The organism is Lentzea kristufekii, from assembly GCF_033949925.1.
In the GTDB taxonomy this organism is placed as follows: Bacteria; Actinomycetota; Actinomycetes; order Mycobacteriales; family Pseudonocardiaceae; genus Lentzea; species Lentzea kristufekii.
The window spans coordinates 130,038-146,642 of record NZ_JAXAVV010000019.1; the positions used below are offsets into that span (position 1 = coordinate 130,038).

The 16,605-nt window shown below is 69.1% G+C and carries 13 protein-coding genes; 10 read left to right on the forward strand and 3 right to left on the reverse strand.

Annotated features, from left to right (window positions below; all coding sequences use genetic code 11):
* Nucleotides 1-155 precede the first annotated feature (155 nt).
* The 4 genes from SK571_RS32735 (at nt 156) to SK571_RS32750 (ending at nt 5,834) form a co-directional block, all read left to right on the forward strand.
* On the forward strand, nt 156-464 hold the full coding sequence (locus tag SK571_RS32735) for a helix-turn-helix transcriptional regulator (protein WP_319987959.1): 309 nt from the start codon (nt 156-158) through the stop codon (nt 462-464).
* 180 nt (nt 465-644) lie between these two features.
* The gene (locus SK571_RS32740; protein ID WP_319987960.1) at nt 645-1,133 is read left to right on the forward strand and encodes a lamin tail domain-containing protein; all 489 of its coding nucleotides are present in this window, start codon (nt 645-647) and stop codon (nt 1,131-1,133) included.
* A 136-nt stretch (nt 1,134-1,269) separates the two neighbouring features.
* Entirely contained in the window at nt 1,270-1,905 is a 636-nt protein-coding gene (locus tag SK571_RS32745; protein WP_319987961.1) for a lamin tail domain-containing protein, read from the forward strand.
* A gap of 185 nt (nt 1,906-2,090) precedes the next feature.
* Nucleotides 2,091-5,834: a S8 family peptidase gene (locus SK571_RS32750; RefSeq protein ID WP_319987962.1), complete on the forward strand. Its 3,744-nt coding sequence runs from the start codon at nt 2,091-2,093 to the stop codon at nt 5,832-5,834.
* Here SK571_RS32750 and SK571_RS32755 read toward each other — a convergent pair.
* Nucleotides 5,819-6,790, reverse strand: coding sequence for a helix-turn-helix domain-containing protein (locus tag SK571_RS32755; protein ID WP_319987963.1), 972 nt, complete (start codon nt 6,788-6,790; stop codon nt 5,819-5,821). The genes SK571_RS32750 and SK571_RS32755 overlap by 16 nt on opposite strands.
* Before the next feature lie 139 nt (nt 6,791-6,929).
* On the opposite strand from SK571_RS32755, the gene SK571_RS32760 reads away from it, so the two are divergent.
* Complete coding sequence (locus SK571_RS32760; RefSeq protein ID WP_319987964.1) at nt 6,930-8,327, forward strand: glycoside hydrolase family 28 protein; 1,398 nt, start codon at nt 6,930-6,932, stop codon at nt 8,325-8,327.
* 271 nt (nt 8,328-8,598) lie between these two features.
* Here SK571_RS32760 and SK571_RS32765 read toward each other — a convergent pair whose 3' ends face one another.
* On the reverse strand, nt 8,599-9,063 hold the full coding sequence (locus tag SK571_RS32765) for a MarR family winged helix-turn-helix transcriptional regulator (RefSeq protein ID WP_319987965.1): 465 nt from the start codon (nt 9,061-9,063) through the stop codon (nt 8,599-8,601).
* 109 nt (nt 9,064-9,172) lie between these two features.
* Between SK571_RS32765 and SK571_RS32770 the strand changes: the two genes are divergently transcribed.
* Together SK571_RS32770 and SK571_RS32775 are read left to right on the forward strand one after the other, a co-directional pair.
* Complete coding sequence (locus SK571_RS32770; protein ID WP_319987966.1) at nt 9,173-10,330, forward strand: FAD-dependent monooxygenase; 1,158 nt, start codon at nt 9,173-9,175, stop codon at nt 10,328-10,330.
* Between the two features lie 105 nt (nt 10,331-10,435).
* Nucleotides 10,436-11,236 carry an intradiol ring-cleavage dioxygenase gene (locus SK571_RS32775; protein ID WP_319987967.1) on the forward strand — a complete coding sequence of 267 codons (801 nt, stop codon included), beginning with the start codon at nt 10,436-10,438 and terminating at the stop codon, nt 11,234-11,236.
* Here the strand turns inward: SK571_RS32775 and SK571_RS32780 are convergent.
* A complete protein-coding gene (locus SK571_RS32780) occupies nt 11,210-12,472 on the reverse strand; it encodes a PucR family transcriptional regulator (RefSeq protein ID WP_319987968.1) in 1,263 nt (420 codons plus the stop codon). The two genes, SK571_RS32775 and SK571_RS32780, sit on opposite strands and share 27 nt — an antisense overlap.
* Nucleotides 12,473-12,553: 81 nt before the next feature.
* On the opposite strand from SK571_RS32780, the gene gabT reads away from it, so the two are divergent.
* Genes gabT through SK571_RS32795 form a run of 3 tightly spaced genes read left to right on the forward strand, consistent with a single transcriptional unit; the run spans nt 12,554 to nt 16,177 of the window.
* Nucleotides 12,554-13,855, forward strand: a complete 1,302-nt coding sequence (gene gabT, locus SK571_RS32785; RefSeq protein ID WP_319987969.1) for a 4-aminobutyrate--2-oxoglutarate transaminase — start codon at nt 12,554-12,556, stop codon at nt 13,853-13,855.
* A complete protein-coding gene (locus SK571_RS32790) occupies nt 13,750-15,162 on the forward strand; it encodes an aldehyde dehydrogenase family protein (RefSeq protein ID WP_406602069.1) in 1,413 nt (470 codons plus the stop codon). The genes gabT and SK571_RS32790 overlap by 106 nt, the downstream gene beginning before the upstream one ends.
* A 55-nt stretch (nt 15,163-15,217) precedes the next feature.
* Entirely contained in the window at nt 15,218-16,177 is a 960-nt protein-coding gene (locus SK571_RS32795) for a LacI family DNA-binding transcriptional regulator (protein WP_319987970.1), read from the forward strand.
* Nucleotides 16,178-16,605 lie beyond the last annotated feature (428 nt).

Consider the following 16,605-nt stretch of genomic DNA (forward strand, 5'->3'; position numbering starts at 1 on the left):
CCAGCTCTGTTTCACCCAAACATCCGATCGGACGATTCCGTTGGTACCTGAAGTTTCAACGACCGTCGGTATCACCGCAATGCACCGCACGAACTGCTGGACTTTGAGGCATGGTTGATGGCGCACCCGTCAACTCACGGAAACGGAGCAGAACCGTGCTCAAGGCAGCCACTCAAGCCCACGAGCACCAGGACACCCCGCCGATTACCGCCTTGATTCCACAGGCACGGCGAGAACAAGGGCTCACCCAGCGCGAACTCGCGGACCTGTTGTGCGAGATCTCACAAAACGACAGCGTCACCCGTGAAGAAGTGTCGAGATGGGAACGCGGCAAACGCATTCCCGGCCCTTACTGGCGTGCCTGGATCAGCGAGGCCCTCGACGTGCCGCACGCGGCCCTCGACCGGGCTGCCGTGATCGAGCGGGAATGCCGCAGGGCCAAGGAGGAAGACCACTCCTACTAGCGGTGCGCGGGCAGACGGCAGGGGTCTGCCCGCCCGCGGGAGGGCGGTGCCCGCAGCGGCCGCCGCGGGGCACCGCCCTATCACAAGCCCCAGGCAGGAAGGGCCTTTGGCCCCCTGTGCGTCCGCGCACAGGGGGCCAAACTGCGTCACGTGACAGCCTTCGGACACTCCGTCGCGACGTTGCTTCTACTCGCCGGTAGCACGATCGGCGGCACACCGGGCGTTTCCCCGGTCAAGGTCAACGAGATCGCACTGGGCCCCGCCGGATTCGTCGAACTGCGCAACACGGCCTCCACCACCGCAGACATCGGAGGGTGGACCGTCCAGACCTGCACCGGCGGCACCTCCGAAATCCTCGCCACCATCTCACCAGGCACACCCCTGGCTCCGGGCGAATACTTCGTCATAGTCGGTGCCGCGTTCAGCGGAACAGTGCCGAACGGCCTGATCGTGGAGACCGTGGACGGAAGTGGCGTAATCGCCCGAAACCGGCACGGCGCACACACCGACAGCGTCGGCCTCAGCTCCTCCTCGCCATGCCGGGAAGCCGGACCCGCGACACCTTGCGCAGATTCATCGCTCGGCCGCGACGGCTCCTCGCGCGACACGGATCACAACTCGGACGACTTCAGCTGCCGAATTCCTTCTCCCGGAGAAAGCAATCCCTGATCATTCGGCAATGGCCCCTTTCGAGGCCGAACGAATGCGAGCAAAGTCAGTCCCAGCGGCAAGACAGGTTGTTCCCCCGGACAACCTGGCCGCTACGAGGAATATCCCGAATTCACTTTCCCGAAGGGACAGGACAATGCGTCGACTGCTGAGCGGAGCTGCCGCCCTGGCAATCGCGAGCACCATCGCGTTCGCCGGACTGGCAACGGCCGCCGAGGAGCCCGAGTCTCCCGAGGTCATGCAGCTGCCGGCAGTGCTGATCAACGAAGTCTCCACCATGGGACCGAACGGCTCGCTCGACGAGGCGATCGAGCTCATCAACACCACGAGCGAGCAGGTCGACCTGAGCAACTGGGTCATCCGGATCTACAACCAGCGCAACGAGGTCATCCAGACGATCCCGCTGGTCGACCCGCTCGGCGAGCCGCTCACGCTGGCGCCGGCGAACAACGTCGGCAGCACGCTCGTGCTGACGGGCGCGGAGTTCTCCGGCACCACGTCCACGCCGAACGTTCTTCCGGTGCGATTCACCGGCGTCGAGGGCATCCCGTCCCTCGGTGGCGTGGCGATCTTCGGCAGCCTGGCCCCGACTGCCTTCAAGATCGACGGTGTCGCATTCTCGTCGCCGGTGAACGCAGCCAAGGAAGGCGTGCACGCCCAGCCCGAGAACCAGCGGACCGCGCAGCTCAACGGTTCCAACACGCGCAACCTGCTGAACCAGGACACCAACAACAACCAGCGGGACTTCTCGCTGCAGGAACGCACCTTCTGATCAACTTGATCTGACCGTCAAGCGGGTGCACCGATCGAAGTGCCCGGACCACCTCCCCTCGGTGGTCCGGGCACGCTCGTGTGTGGCGCGAAGTCGCCAACGGCGACTAACCGCCGCTTTTTACTGTTTCCCAACGATTTGCGGCCCCTCATCCTGCTGTGACCTGATCACCGAGGGAGGGCGCCGTGATTCGACAAGTTCTGGCACTTGCCGTAGCTGCCGCAACGCTCGTCGCACCAACCGCGTCCGCCGCGTCACCACCGCCGCAGACGCAGACATCCGAGGCCTCACACCGGATCACGCTCATCACCGGTGACGTCGTCGACTACACCGAACGTTCGGACGGGCGGCAGTTCGCCCAGATCCACGCCGCGCCAAGGGATGGCGAGCAGCCGATCTTCCACACGATGACGACGGCTAAAGGTCTGCACGTCTACCCCTCGGACGCGATGAGCGCCGTCACGTCCGGAACGGTCGAGCGCACTCTCTTCAACGTCACGGATCTCGTGCGCACCGGCCAGTCCGATGACCGCACGACCACGGTTCCGGTGCTGATGACCGGTGGCTTCTCCGCCAGTGCCCACACCCGGATCAGCAGTCTCGACGCCTCGGGCATCCGGGTCGAGAAGTCCCAGGCGCGGGAGTTCTGGCGTTCCCTGGACATGAGCGCGAAGTCCGGCGTGCGGCTGAAGTACGACCGCCCGGTCCGCGTCGCGCTCGACCAGACCACGAAGCAGATCGGTGCCCCGGAGGCGTGGAAGGCCGGCCTGGACGGCACCGGTGTCACGGTCGCCGTCGTCGACACCGGCATCGACGCGAACCACCCCGACGTCGCAGGCAAGATCACCGCGTCGGAGAACTTCTCCGACGAACCGGACGTCGTCGACCGGCACGGCCACGGCACGCACGTGGCCTCGACCATCGCGGGCACCGGCCGGGGTTCCGCCGGCAGGTACAAGGGCGTGGCCCCCGGCGCGGCGCTCGTGATCGCCAAGGTGTTCAACGGCGCCGGCGAGGCGGACACCTCGCAGGTGCTCGCCGGTATCGAGTGGGCGGCCCGCTCCGGGGCGAGGATCGTCAACCTCAGCCTCGGCGCTGACGTCACGGACGGCAGTGACGAGATGAGCACGCTGGTCGACAGGCTCTCCGCGGAGACGGGCGCGCTGTTCGTGGTGGCGGCGGGGAACAACGGCCCGGCCGGCCGCTCGGTCACCTCACCCGGTGCCGCGGCCTCCGCTCTCACCGTCGGCGCGGTCGACCGGCAGAACAAGCCGGCGCCGTTCAGCAGCACCGGACCGCGCATCGGTGACGCCCACGTGAAGCCGGAGATCACCGCACCCGGCGTCGGCGTCGTGGCCGCCCGTGCCGCGGGCACCTCGATGGGTGCCCCGGTCGACGACCACCACACGGCCGCCTCGGGAACGTCGATGGCCACGCCGCACGTCGCGGGCGCCGCGGCTCTGCTCACGCAGCAGCACCCCGGCTGGGACGCGCAGACGGTGAAGAACGCACTCGTCACCAGCGCCACCGATGCCGGCATGTCCTGGTACGAGCAGGGCGCCGGCCGTCTCGACGTCGCGAGGGCCATCACGCAGAAGACCACGGCCACCGCGTCGGCGAGCTACGGCCGTCACGAACGCGGTACGGGTGGAGTGCTCACCAGGGAACTCCAGTACGTCAACACCTCCGACACCTCGCTCACCCTCGACCTCAGCGCGACGATCAAGGGCTGGGACGGGAAGTCGACGACCGGGTTCACCCTCGGCACCACCCGGTTGACCGTTCCCGCCCACGCCAAGGCGTCGGCCACCCTCACCCTCGACCCGGAGGTCGGCCCGGCCGGCGTGTACGGCGGCGTGGTCACGGCCACCGGAGCCGGCACGACGTTGCGCACCCCGGTCAGCGTCTACGAGGCACCCCAGACGTTCCCGGTGTCCGTGCAGGTCCGCGACGGTGCCGGCAAACCGCCCGCACCGGCGATGGGCCAGCTGATCGACGACACCAACGGTGGCGACGACGTCAACGACCCGTTCGACGAGACCCTGAGCTACTACTTCGACGTCGTGAACGGTGAAGGCGTCACGAACGTGCCGAGCGGCCGCTATTCGGCGGTGACCTGGGCGACCGAGAACACGGCGGGGGTGCGGCGCTGGTCCGCGCTCGCCGCACCGGAGCTGACGGTCAGCGGGGCCGCCAGCGTCTCACTCGACGCGCAGAAGACCGTGCCCATCGAGGTCGTGCCACCAGGTCCGGCCGAGCAGCGCGACCGCACCGTCACCGTGCGCCGCGTCCTACCGGCGGAAGGAGACAGGCTGCAGCTGATCACCGAGATGGCCGCCGCGCTCGGCAGCGCACCGTGGGAGATCCGCGCGACGCCTTCCGCGGCGGCGAAGAAGGGCGCGATCTCGTTGCAGGACAACGTGACCCTGCAGACCGCGACGGTCACCGCGTCCTCGGGAGGCCGGACGCTCGCGACGGACGGCGACGTGGGCGTGCTGTCCGCGAAGTGGTCCGGTGAGCGCGACCTGACCCTCGGCGGGGACACGGCACTGGTGAAGATCAAGCCGGACACACCCGCCACCATGGTCAAGGCTGCCAACGCCGCCGCCACGGCCGCGGCCCAGGCCGGCAAGAAGGCGATCTTGTCCTATGTGGACGCTCCGGGTGCGCTCGCGCTCACCGGGCTCTCCAGCGCCTCGCTCCCGGCGCTGAGCGTGAGCAACGCGGACGGCGAGTTCCTCGCGAAGCAGACGTCCTTGAGGCTGACCGTCAAACCCGGCCCGGAGTCGGTGTTCAACCTGAGCTTCCTGGACGCCAACGGAATCCCGGCCGACCACCGCCGGACGGTGGACCTCGCCAAGCTCGTCAAGCGGCAGACCGCCTACCACGCCGACAAGCCGGGTCTGACCTTGCAGAAGACGTGGTACCCGTTCCCGACCGGCCTGTGGCAGACGCAGGTCCTGCGCGGCACCACGTTCACCCCGCCGGCCGCGTGGACGGAGTACATCGGGCCGGGAGACGAGCGGATCGTCTGGAAGCGGCACGTGACGTTGAGCGGAACCGATGCCAAGGGCCAGCGCGCGGCCATGACCATGTTCCAGGAGAACGTGTTCCGCGAGGGTGCCGCCCCCGCGCCGGAACGGTGGTTCGCGGGACCGATGCACAGCACCGCGATCGCGCTGCAGTCCGACCACCCCGCCCGCTACCCCGCCGCGAACGGCGCGTGGCGGCAACTCTGCTCGAACTGCCGGACGGGCGACACGTTCGTCCCCGCCCTGCAGTGGACCGACGGCAACCCCGGTCACTACACGAACCCCTTCCAGAACAGCAAGTTCTTCACGACCACCAAGGTCCGGCTGTTCCGGGGCGACGCGGAGATCCCGGCCACCCAGGAGCCACTGGCCTTCTACCCCACCTTCACGATGGCACCGGAGAAGGCGGCCTACCGCCTCGAAACGGTCGAGACGCACGCCCCGGGAGCTGTCGCGGGCGCGGTCAACCCGGTGCTGTTCACCCTCGCCCCGCGCACCGAGACCACGTGGACCTTCCAGTCCCACCGCTCGCAGAACCCTCCTCCCCCCGGATACGCGTGTCACGCGGGCCAACCGGCCTGCCAGTTCCAGCCGCTCATCCGGCTCCGGCACGACCTGCCGCTCGACCTCACGAACTCCGCGCCGGCGGGCAAGCCGTTCACCTACCACGTGCACGCGTCCAACAGCGCACCCATCACCCTCGTGAAGGTGCAGTGGTCGTCGGACGACGGCAGGACGTGGAGTCAGGCGGCGATCCAGCCTGGCGGAGACCGTTGGCAGGTCACGATCGACAAGCCCGCCGGCGACGTGTGGCTGCGCACGGAGGCCAGGGACGGGGCGGGGAACACGGTCGTGCAGACCATGCAGAAGGCGTTCCGCACTCACTCCGGTAGCTGAGGTGGCAGCAGAGAGGTAGCACCCCGTGCTGCGGCGCGCAGACCCGCCTGGAACCGGGTCTGCGCGCCCAGCTCGTCCATCAGCCGGTGCAGCCGCCGCTGAAAGGTCCGATAACTCAGCCCGAGCTGCTTCGCGATGCTGCGATCCGGCAGCCCGGTGGCCAGCAACGCGAGCAGGCGCGCGTCCTCGATCGAGATCTCGGTGCTCGCGGGCTGCCCCGGCAACGACAACGGCACCGCGTCCTCCCACAGCCTGGCGAACAGCGCCCCGAGCGAGTCGAGCAACGCCGACCGGTGCACGATCACCGCGCTCTCCAGCGTCGTCTCGGTGCTGTGCAGCGGGATGAGCCCCAGATGGGCGTCCGCCAGGATCATCTTCGTCGGCGCGACGGCGACCACCCGCGCCTCCTCCCCCAGCGACAGCCCCATCTCCAGGTCGGCGCGCAGGTCGTGCAGCTCCAACGCCTGGCGCTCGTAGATCCCGCGGAACCGGACGCCGCGGTTCAGCAGCTCCTCCTCCACCGGGTGCAAGGACGTGGGCGCCTTGGCGTAGGGCGGCTTGTCCACGAAGCAGACCTCCCGCCGGGCGGTGCGCATGACCTGGTCGACGCGTCGCGAGATCGCCTCGATCCCGTGCACGACCTCGACGAGATCGGCGGGCGCGCGCACGCCGGCCGCGCGTTCGTACCGGACCTGCAGCTCGCCGGCCAGCAACCGGTCACGCCGCAGGTCGTCCTCCCGGCGCAGGAAGTGCATGGCGAGCGCGACGTCCGGGGCCACGGCCGTGTGCAGCCCGTTGACCTGGTGGACGAACCCCAGCTCCGTCAACGACCTCAGCACGGGGCGGACGTCCGGCTCGGCCAGATCCGTGACGAGGCAGAGTTCGGCCACACCGAGCTGGTAGGAGTCCACGAGTGCCTCGTACACCGCGAATTCGACCGGACGCAATCCGAGCACGCGAGCAGTATGCCGACTTCGGGCACGCGTTGACGCGGGGCCACGATCAGGTGTAGACATCGGTTGAAAACGTTTACACCGCCTTCTCATCGCCGCCGCCGCTCGCTGTTGTCAACGGATGCGTGCGAAAGGACGGCCGATGGAGACCAATCGCCGCGACTTCCTCAAAGTCGCCGGCACCACCGCTGGTGTCACGTTGCTGCCCGGCTCGTTCCTGCCGGCGCCGGCCACCGCGGCCGCGTCGCCGTGGGACCAGGTGCCCGCGATCCTCGCGAAGATCGTGCCGCCGACGTTCCCCAGCGCCAGGTTCGACGTCACCGCGTACGGCGCCAAGGGTGACGGCAAGACCAAGAACACCGAGGCGTTCAGGAAGGCCGTCGAAGCCTGCACCGCGGCGGGCGGCGGCCACGTCGTCGTGCCCGAAGGCGTCTTCCTGACCGGCGCGATCACCTTGCTCAGCAACGTGAACCTCGTCGTCTCGGAGGGCGCCACCATCAGGTTCTCCACCGATCCCGGGGACTTCCCGATGGTCCACACCCGGTGGCAGGGCATCGAGTGTATGAACTTCTCCTCGTTCATCTACGCCCGCAAGGCCGAGAACATCGCGATCACCGGTCCCGGTCTCATCGACGGCCAGGGCCCGTCCGGCCCGTGGTTCGACTACGACGCCAAGCGCCAGCCCGACTGGGAGGAGTTGCAGAAGCTCGCCGTCGACAACAGGCCGGTGGCCGAGCGGAGGTTCGGCATGGGCCACTACCTCAAGCCGAACATGATCACGCTCTACGAGTGCCGGAACGTCCTCGTGCAAGGCGTCCGGCTGCGCAACTCCGCGATGTGGAACGTGCATCCCGTGCTGTGCACCAACGTGACGGTCCGCGACATCTTCGTCCACAGCCGCGGCGCCATGGTCGACGGCTGCGATCCCGAGGCGTCCCAGTACGTGCACATCACCGGCTGCCGGTTCGACTGCGGCGACGACGGCATCGCGATCAAGGCCGGCCGCGACGCCGACGGACGGCGGGTCGGCGTGGCGAGCGAGAACATCGTCATCGAGAACTGCTCGTTCGAGGGCCGCTGGGGCGCGCTGACGGTCGGCAGCGAGATGTCCGGCGGCGTGCGCAACGTCTTCTTCCAGGACTGCACGGTGAAGAAGGGCTCCAGCTACAAGCCCTTCCACGTGCTGTACATCAAGACGAACAAGCGGCGCGGCGGCACCGTCGAGAACATCCACGCCCGCCGCATCAAGGCCACCGACGTCGACCGCGAGGCGATCATGGTGACGCTGAACTACAGCCTCACCGGCCCCGGCTTCGGCCCGATCGTGAACCCCAGGGTGCAGAACATCACCGCCGACGGCTTCACCGTCGACGGGGTCAGGAAGACCGCGGTCTCGCTGGACGGCCTGAGCGAGTCGCACATCCGGAACGTCGCGATCTCCAACAGCACCTTCACGAACGTGACCACAGCGAAGCCGGGCATCAGGAACGCGGACGGCACCACGTTCACCAACGTCAGGATCAACGGCAAGAAGGTCTAGTCCCGGACTAGTAGTGTGTCGCAGCTATCTCTTGGATTAGTGACGAGTGGGAGGGGCGCCGGCAGGTGGCCGGGCTTCGATCATGAAGATCGCGCTCTCATAGCTGTCACCTGCACGGTTGGCGGTACTTGAGGTGATCAGCAAACGATTGCGCCGGCAGTTTTCTACCGCCAACTCGGCGGCAAATGCGCATGAGAGCGCGACCATCCGCGGCTTTCGGTAACGAGCGACCACACCGCCCAGCCCTCTGCCCTGCTCAACGGAGCACAACTTAGCCGCGACGCTCTACTAGGTGCGCCTGGAGGTCGTCCACGAACCGGCTGAGCAACCGGCCGAACGCCGCCTTGTCCTCCTCGGACCAGTCGGCGACGGCATCGGCGAACCAGCCGAGAACGGCCTCCAGGTACCGCCCGGCCGCCGCGGCCCCCTTCTCCGTGAGCTCGACCAGACGTGCGCGCTGGTCGTCGGGATCGGTGACGCGACGGACCAGATCGGCGCGCTCCAGGTCGTGCAGGTGCCTCGTGACGTGCGGGCCGACGACCTGCATCCGCGCGGCGATCTCCCCCACCCGCAACGGCCGGTCGGCCATCCGCAGGGTGATGAGCACGGTCAGGCCCGGGCGGTCGATCTGGAGGCCGACGTGCTCCATCGCCCGCTCGACCAGCTGGCTGCGGTTGAGCACGGTGCCCAGTTGCATCAGTTGCGGCAGCATCGCCGCGGGGTCCAGACCGCTCATCTCACACATTACTTACCTAACTTAGGTATATGCTTGCCTCAGTCGCGCATCACGGTAGCGATCATCCTGATCCGAAAAAGGATACCTAAGTCAGTTATCTGGAGACACCATGAGTTCGGTCCTGATCTCCGGCGCCAGCATCGCCGGCCCCGCGCTCGCGTTCTGGCTGCGGCGGCGCGGCTTCGACGTCACCGTCGTGGAGAAGTCCCACACCCTGCGCGGCGGCGGCTACCCCATCGACATCCGCGGCACCGCGCTGGGAGTCGTCGAGCGGATGGGCCTGCTCCCCCGGCTGCGCGAGGCCCACGTCGACACCCGCCGGATCACGTTCCTCGACGCCCGCGGCACCCAGGTCGCGTCGGTCCGGCCGGAGTCGCTCACCGGTGGCGACGGCAGCGACCTGGAGGTCCGGCGCGGCGACCTCGCCGAGATCCTCCACGACGTCGTGCGCGACGACGTGGAGTTCCTCTTCGACAACACCATCGTCGCCATGAACGAGCACTCCGGCGGCGTGGACGTGACGTTCCGCAGTGGCCTCGCACGCACCTACGACCACGTGATCGGCGCCGACGGACTGCACTCGGCGGTGCGCGAGCTGACGTTCGGGCCCGAGGAGCGGTTCCACCGCTACCTCGGCTACTGCTTCGCGGGCTTCACGCTCCCCAACCACCTCGGCCTCACGCAGGAGGCCCTGATGTGGAACGAACCCGGCCGCGCCGCCGCGCTGTACGCCGTCGGGGCGAACGAGACCTTGCACGGCTTCCTGAGCTTCGCGCGCGCCGAGGCGCCGTTCGGCGCGTTCCGCGACCCGCAGGCCCAGCGCGACCTCGTGGCGGAGGTGTTCGCCGGTGACGGCTGGGAGGTGCCGGGGCTGGTGAAGGCGATGCACGAGGCCGACGACCTGTTCTTCGACACGGTCAGCCAGATCCGGATGCCGCGCTGGTCGTCCGGCCGCGTCGCACTGGCCGGGGACGCCGCGCACGCCCCGTCGTTCCTCACCGGGCAGGGGTCGAGCCTCGCGCTGGTCGGCGCCTACGTGCTGGCGGGCAACATGAACGACTTCGAGGCGTACGAGCGCACGATCCGGCCGTTCGTCGAGGCGAACCAGAACCTGGTCGACGTCGGCAACGCGGAACTGTTCCCCGGCACCGCCGAGGCACTGGCCGCGCGCAACGCCGCCCTGCGTTCGCGCGAGACGATGCCCGCCGAGGCCGCGCGCCCCGAACACTCCGCGCTGACCCTCCCGGACTTCGAACTGCGTGCGTGAGTTCGACTCCCCGACGAACTCACCGCCGTCTGCGGAGCAGCGGCCATAAGACACAGACAGCTCACCCACAGGCGGCTCACAGGATTCGGCCGCAATCTGGGTCGCATGACGGACAACCACGACCGCGGCCTCCAGTTCGACCTCGCCACGCTCATCGGGCGCCGGCGAGCGTTGTCGCTGCTCGGCGGCGCAGGCCTCACGCTCGTGGCCTGCGCCCCGTCGACCACCACCACCGCGACCTCGACCACCGCCGGCTCGTCCACCACAGCCGACGGCACGCCTCTCGACACCATCCCCGAGGAGACCGCAGGCCCGTACCCCGGCGACGGCTCCAACGGCCCGAACGCGTTGACGCAGAGCGGAATCGTGCGTTCGGACATCCGTTCCAGCTTCGGTTCGTCGAGCCGCACGGCCGAGGGCGTGCGGCTGACCATCGACCTGACGGTCCAGAACGACGACGGCAAGCCGTTCGCGGGCGCCGCGGTCTACCTGTGGCACTGCGACATCAACGGTGACTACTCGATGTACTCGGACCGCGTGAAGAACGAGAACTTCCTGCGCGGGGTCCAGGAGGCCGACGCGAGCGGCAAGCTGACGTTCGTCAGCGTCTTCCCCGGCGCGTACGCGGGGCGCTGGCCGCACATCCACTTCGAGGTCTACCCGAGCCTCGCCGAGGCGACCAAGGCCGGCAACAAGATCACGACCTCGCAGCTCGCGTTGCCCGAGACGACGTGCAAGGAGGTCTACGGCACGGCCGGGTACACGCAGAGCGTGCAGAACATGTCGCGGACCTCGTTGAAGCAGGACATGGTGTTCCGCGACGGCGTCGACCACCAGATGGCGACGATGTCGGGTGACGTCCAGTCCGGTTACACCGCCTCACTGACCTTCGCGGTGGAGGGCTAGCCACAGTTCCGCGCGCAGGCCGGGCGAGTCGAGCGAGCGGTTCAGCGCCTGCTCGGCCTTGCGCACCCGGTTGCGCAACGTGTGCCGGTGCACGCCCAACTCCGTCGCCGCCGGGTCCCACGCGCCGTGGTGCGCCAGCCACACTCGAAGCGTCGCACGGGTTTCCGCGTCGAGCGGCTTCAGCAACGCGTCCGCGAACCCGTCCGGCAGCGGCAGGTGCCCGGCGAGCTCCTCGAACGTGCGGACGCCGGCCTGACGTGCCTGGCGGGCCTCGCGGTATCCCCGCGCGACGTCGTTCTGGTCCACTTCGGACGATGCGACACCGTCGAACTCGTCGGTGAGCACGACGACGTCGCCGTCGTGCTCGGCCCAGAACACGTCGTCGTCCGGGGGTTCGGCGGCGAGGAACACCCGGAACCGGCCGGGCAGTCCGTCGACCGCGAGCCCGGCCAGCAGCATCCGGAACTGGCCGGCGCGGAGCTCTCTCCTGGCCGCGTCGACGGAGTCGTGCTGGGCGAGCGCGAGGACGAGCAGCGACGCGGCCGTGTTGACGATCCCCGGTTCCGGCCTGGTGGTGCCGACCGCCAGAACGCCTCGGGCGCGGCTGCCGAGGACCTGGAGGAACACGTGCACGCCGTCGAGCTCGAACGCGGCGCTGGCCAGGCCGCCCGCGGTCTTCAGCCGGGCGAGCTCGGCGGTCAGGTCCGGGACGAGGCGGGGGTTGTGGGCGTGCACGGGCCGGCCGGCCGCGTCGAGGAGCACGGCCCAGCCGTCGATCCACTGGCCGAGCCTGCGCACCACTCCCCCGACGCCGGTCCGGACAGCGGCTCTGGTGAGCGCGCGCTGGGCTTCGCTGGTCCTGGTCAGCGCCGCGTACTCGTCGGCGGCGAGCGCCTTCGACACGGCCTTGCTGATCGCGATGAACGGCACCTCGCGCGGCACCTCGACCAGTCCCAGTCCCGCCTCCGCCGCCGCTTGCACCAGTGCGGGCGGCACGACGTCGTGCCCCAGGCCGGTGCCGAAGCCGAGCCCGACGACGCCCGCCCGCACAAGCCGTTCGACGTAGCCGTCCCGCAGGGCGTTGAGGCCTGTCGTGAGCAGCAGCTCGCCACCCTCCAGGAACGGGGTGGGGTCCGCGAGCTCCGTGCCGTGCACCCACCCGACCGGCTTCGACACGTCCCCGGCCAGCACCGGCAACGCCAGCTTCCCCGCCAACTCCCGCACCGTGATGGGCATGTGCCAATTTGTACAGTTCCAGCGCCAAAGAGCGCCATTTCAGACACTGCGCAGGCCGCTGACCAGGGCCATGCTGAGCACATGACCCGACTGCTGCCCAAGAATCGGCTGGTGACCGCGATCCCCGGTCCCAAGTCCCTGGAGCTCCAGGCGCGGCGCAGGGGCGCCGTCGCCGCCGGGGTCGGCTCGACGCTGCCCGCCTACATCGACTCCGCCGACGACGGCCTGCTGGTCGACGTCGACGGCAACCAGCTGATCGACCTCGGTTCCGGCATCGCCGTGACGAACGCCGGCAACCCCGCGCCCGCCGTCGCCGAGGCCGTGCACGCGCAGATCGACAGGTTCAGCCACACCTGCTTCATGATCACGCCCTACGAGAGCTACCTCGAGGTCTGCGAGCAGCTGAACGACCTGACGCCCGGCGACCACGAGAAGCGGTCGGTGCTGTTCAACTCCGGCGCCGAGGCCGTCGAGAACGCGGTCAAGATCGCCCGGCACGTCACCGGCAGGCAGGCCGTCGTGGTGTTCGACCACGGCTACCACGGCCGCACGAACCTCACCATGGCGCTGACCGCCAGGAACATGCCGTACAAGCACAGGTTCGGCCCCTTCGCGCCCGAGATCTACCGCGTGCCGGGGTCCTACCCGCTGCACGACGGCCTGACCGGTCCCGAGGCGGCTGCCGAGGCGATCGCCGCCATCGAGAAGCAGGTCGGCGCGGACAACACCGCCGCCGTCGTGATCGAGCCGATCCAGGGCGAGGGCGGGTTCATCGAACCCGCCGAGGGCTTCCTGCCGGCCATCGCGCAGTGGTGCCGGGACCACGGCGTGCTGTTCGTCGCCGACGAGATCCAGACCGGCTTCTGCCGCACCGGTTCGTGGTTCGCGCTCGACCACGAGGGCGTGGTGCCGGACCTGATCACCACGGCCAAGGGCATCGCGGGCGGGCTGCCACTCGCCGCCGTCACCGGTCGCGCCGAGATCATGGACGCCGTGCACGTCGGTGGCCTCGGCGGCACCTACGGCGGCAACCCGGTGGCGTGCGCGGCGGCCCTGGGCGCCATCCGCACGATGCGCGAGCGCGACCTCAACGCCGCCGCCCGCCGCATCGAGGAGACGGTGCTGGGCCGGCTCAGGGCGATCGCGGAGAAGACCGACATCATCGCGGACATCCGCGGCCGTGGCGCGATGCTCGCCATCGAGTTCACCGAACGCACGCCGGACGTCGCCGCGCGCGTCGCGAAAGCGTGCCACGAACAGGGTGTCGTGGTGCTGACGTGCGGCACTTACGGCAACGTGATCCGCCTGCTGCCCCCGCTGGTCATCCCGGACGACCTGCTCGCCGAAGGACTCGACGTGCTCGAAGGAGCTCTGCTCGCATGATTCCCTTCCACACCCCCGAAGACGTGGAGAACGCCGTCGCCAAGGCGCACGCGGTCGCTCCCGAACTGGCCGCGCTGCCCGCGCACCGCCGCGCGTCCGCCTTGGACCACGTGTCGCGGCGTCTGGCCGAGCGCGCCGAGGAGTTCGCGCAGGCCATCAACGACGACTCGGGCAAGCCGCTGAAGTGGGCGCGCGTCGAGGTGACGCGTGCGATCTCCACGTTCCGCTGGGCAGCGGAGGAGGCCCGCCGGTTCTCCGGTGAGCTGCAGCGCCTCGACACCGACCCGGCCGCGGAGGGCCGCCTCGCGCTGGTGCGCCGGGTGCCGCGCGGTCCGGTGCTGGGCATCGCGCCGTTCAACTTCCCGCTGAACCTGGTGGCGCACAAGGTGGCGCCCGCACTGGCCGTCGGCGCGCCGATCGTGCTGAAGCCCGCGCCCGCCACGCCGAAGGTCGCGTTCCTGCTCGGCGAACTGCTGGCCGAGACCGACCTGCCCGGCGGCGCCTTCGCGATCCTGCACCTGTCCAATGAGGACACGGCCGCACTGGTCGAGGACCCGCGCCTGCCGGTGGTCTCGTTCACCGGGTCCGGCCCAGTGGGCTGGGGCATCAAGGAACGCGTACCGCGCAAGCACGTCACGCTGGAACTGGGCGGCAACGCGGCCGCGATCGTCGCCCCCGACTGGCAGGACGTCGAGTTCGCGGCGCAGCGCATCGCCACGTTCGCGATGTACCAGGCCGGTCAGTCGTGCATCTCGGTGCAGCGCGTCTACGTGCACACCGACGTGTACGACGCGGTCTCGGAAGCCGTTGTGCAACACGTGAACAAGCTCGACTTGGCGGGCGACGTCGGTCCGTTGATCAACGACGCCGCGGCCGACCGCGTCGAGTCGTGGGTGCGCGAAGCCGGTGCCACGGTGCTGACGGGCGGAACCCGCGACGGCCGCACGTACGCGCCCACCGTGCTGACCGACGTGCCGGAGGACTCGAAGGTCAACGCCGAGGAGGTGTTCGGCCCGGTCGTGACGCTCACGCGGGTGGACAGCGTCGAGGAGGCGTTCGACCGCGTCAACGCGTCCCGGTACGGCCTGCAGGCGGGTCTGTTCACCACGGACGTGCGGCTGGCTTTCCGTGCCGCGCAACGGCTCCAGGTCGGTGGCGTGATCGTCGGCGACGTGCCGAGCTACCGTGCGGACCAAATGCCGTACGGCGGCGTGAAGGAGTCCGGCATCGGCCGGGAGGGCCTGCGCGCGGCCATGGACGACCTCACCGACCAGCGCGTCCTGGTCCTGACCGGGCTGGAGCTGTGACCGGCAGACGTCCGACGAATGGGTCGTTCTTGACCTTGACTGCGATGATCTGCCGGTGGCCGTCACGATCAGGGATGTCGCACTCCAGGCTCAGGTCTCCGTTTCGACCGTCTCGCGCGCGCTGAGCGCGCCGGGTCTCGTCAAGGAGGCCACCCGGCAACGGGTCCTGGACGTGGTCGCCGGGCTCGGCTACCAGCCGAACCGGGCGGCGCGAAGCCTGATCACGGGCCGCACCGGGAACCTCGGCATCGTGGTGCCCGACCTCCTCAACCCGTTCTTCCCCTCGGTCCTGCGGGGCGTGCAGACGAAGGCGGGCGAGGCGGGCACCTCGGTGTTCTTCTGCGACAGCAGGGAGGACCCGGACACCGAGGCCGAGCTCGTGCGGACGATGGCGGCGCAGGTCGACGGCGTGGTGCTGTGCGCGTCGCTGCTGTCCGACGACACGATCGTCGAACTGGCGGCGATGACCCCGCTGGTGCTGATCAACCGCATCGTGCCGGGCGTCTCGTCGGTGCTGATGGACAGCGCGTCCGGCATGGACCAGGTGGTCGCGCACCTGGAGTCGCTGGGCCACGAGGACTACACCTACCTGGGCGGCCCCGCCGCGGCGTGGTCGAACGGCCGCAGGATCCAGGGCCTCGCCGGCCGCGCCCGGCTGCTCGGCTCGTTCGAACCGAACTTCAACGGCGGCTACGCGGCCGCCGAGCAGGCGCTCGGCACCGGCGCGACGGCGTTGATCTGCTACAACGACCTGATCGCACTGGGTGCGCTCGCCTACCTCGCCGCACACGACGTGAAGGTGCCGGAACAGATCAGCGTGACGGGGTTCGACGACATCCTCTACGCGACGATGTGCTCTCCCGCGCTGACGACGGTCCACATGCCGACCGAGGCCGCGGGCGAGGTCGCCGTCGACCTCCTGGCCTCCCTGCTCGACGGCGGACCGGCCGAGCACCGGGAACTCCCGACGACGCTCGTGGTCCGCGCGAGCACGACCAGGCGTCCGGGGGCGTGACACCCGGTGCGAGAACCGGGAAGGCCTGGACGCATTCCTCGCGGCGATCGAACAACCGGCCGCGCCGGCCCACTCGGGCCGAGGGAGTCGCTTCGGGGTGACTCCCTCACGCAGCCGATGAGTGATGTCTAGTCGTAACCGCGAACGTGCCCGTCCTCGTCGGCGAGAATTTCGTAGCCGTCCATGGCCAGCTCCTTCCGTTGGTGTCTGACCCCATAAACCGTAGAGCCTCAGACGCGTCCTGTGGAGTGAATTTACATCGCAACCGGGGTAGCCGCCGATAACCCAGAGGAGTCGCGGTGACGGCTCTATCTCGATTCCGAAGCGTCAAGAACGGCGCAAGAATGGGCCGATCATCTGGCCGTAACAAAGCGTTTCGGACGTGAACTGAAATCGATTCAGTGATCGTGAAAGTCCTGGAAGACCGG

Bases quoted from the DNA above. Each gene is read 5' to 3' on its own strand.
- SK571_RS32745 (WP_319987961.1), top strand. From the start codon at position 1,270: ATGCGTCGACTGCTGAGCGGAGCTGCCGCCCTGGCAATCGCGAGCACC.
- SK571_RS32765 (WP_319987965.1), bottom strand. From the start codon at position 9,063: ATGAGCGGTCTGGACCCCGCGGCGATGCTGCCGCAACTGATGCAACTG.
- SK571_RS32770 (WP_319987966.1), top strand. From the start codon at position 9,173: ATGAGTTCGGTCCTGATCTCCGGCGCCAGCATCGCCGGCCCCGCGCTC.
- SK571_RS32775 (WP_319987967.1), top strand. From the start codon at position 10,436: ATGACGGACAACCACGACCGCGGCCTCCAGTTCGACCTCGCCACGCTC.
- gabT (WP_319987969.1), top strand. From the start codon at position 12,554: ATGACCCGACTGCTGCCCAAGAATCGGCTGGTGACCGCGATCCCCGGT.
- SK571_RS32760 (WP_319987964.1), top strand. From the start codon at position 6,930: ATGGAGACCAATCGCCGCGACTTCCTCAAAGTCGCCGGCACCACCGCT.
- SK571_RS32780 (WP_319987968.1), bottom strand. From the start codon at position 12,472: ATGCCCATCACGGTGCGGGAGTTGGCGGGGAAGCTGGCGTTGCCGGTG.